Source organism: Treponema sp. R6D11 (assembly GCF_054786075.1).
On sequence record NZ_BDHD01000328.1, the window covers coordinates 1 to 1420 of the forward strand.

Consider the following 1420-nt stretch of genomic DNA (forward strand, 5'->3'; position numbering starts at 1 on the left):
CTGGAAGGAAACGAAAGCCTTTCCACCGTGGAACGGAAGGCCTATATCAAGGATCAGGTGGTTACCATAATTATCGCCCCGGACGATCTTAAAGAAACCAACGCGGTCGGCGCCACGGTAACTTTGCAAAATAAAGTAACTTCCTGGCCCGTTACCGTTACCAGCATGATCGTGCGGAACAAAGCTTCGATGCAGAGTTCCGTGTACGGCGTCCACACATGGCAGCCGACCGGAGTAATCGGCAACAATTCTTCCGCGGAACAGTTTGTCATCAGTTCCGCCGCCATGCCGATACTCAAGGGCGATTTGTTTGAAGCGGTAATTATCGTACACGGCAACGGCAAAACGGACTATATAATCAAAGACTTCAGCCCCGCGCAGCTGTACTCCGAAAAACCGCCCGAGCAGAACACCCGCACCCTGACCATAACGGACGGCGATATTCCCGAAGGCATTAAAGAAACTTTCGTGCCCGTATCTTTAATCAAGCTGGGCAAAGAATCAATGAATGTTGAATTAAAAAACGGGACCGTCGTATCGGGCGGCAGGCTGAACCTGAAAAATTACACGACGGTATTACCCGCCGACGCCACCGTTCAAGGACCCGTTACTTGGGCGCTCGTCAATCCGGGCAGCGTCTTATTTTATGAGCCCACATTGCTCACAAACAGCGGCATTATCGATATTTACGGCAGAAATGCGCCGTCGACCGGCTCGTCAAACACCACTATCGTGATAAAGGCGACCATACAAAACGCGGCCGGAAATTTATTCAGCAGAACGGATTATACCCAAAACTTTTCCATAACGGTTTACTTTACCGAACAGCCGACCACGCCCGATCCCGGTACTGACCCCGATCCCGGCACCGATCCTAATCCCGACGTATGGGCGGACAGCATCAGCATTACAGGCGGCGATCTTACCATCAAAGTCGGGGAGTACCGCAATCTGAGCAACCTTGTGAAGATCAACCCGTCCGGCGCCACCGTTACATATGATGATATTAATTGGACTATAGCCGGTTCCGGTTCCGCGTATTTCAACCTGAACGGGCCCATTATAATCGGAAAGGCCGTCGGTACGGGGATTGTCAGGGTGGTTCTGCCCGCGTCAAAAAACGGGGGAACGGAGCGCCATGCGGATCTCAATGTTACGGTCACGCCGAATAATGAGGAAATAACGGACCCCGATGACGGCAGGATACTGACGCCGCCGCAAACGGGAGACTCCGTAAACTGGGTCGAGATCGCGAGAAACGGAGATTATTCCCTTATCGTAAGGGCGCATTATATCAATATTTACCCCAGCCACAAAAACGATCCGGCTTGGAATTATACCGCCTTCGGTTGGAATAACGCCTATGGCAACTCGGTAGTCCGCAAAAAAATAAACGAATTTTATAACGGGACTTCCGCCG

1 protein-coding gene is annotated in these 1420 nt (G+C 51.5%); it reads left to right on the plus strand.

The features are described 5' to 3' along the window. A partial coding sequence (locus ACYVTD_RS12800; RefSeq protein ID WP_461248132.1) for a hypothetical protein occupies positions 1 to 1420 on the plus strand: 1420 nt, incomplete at both ends.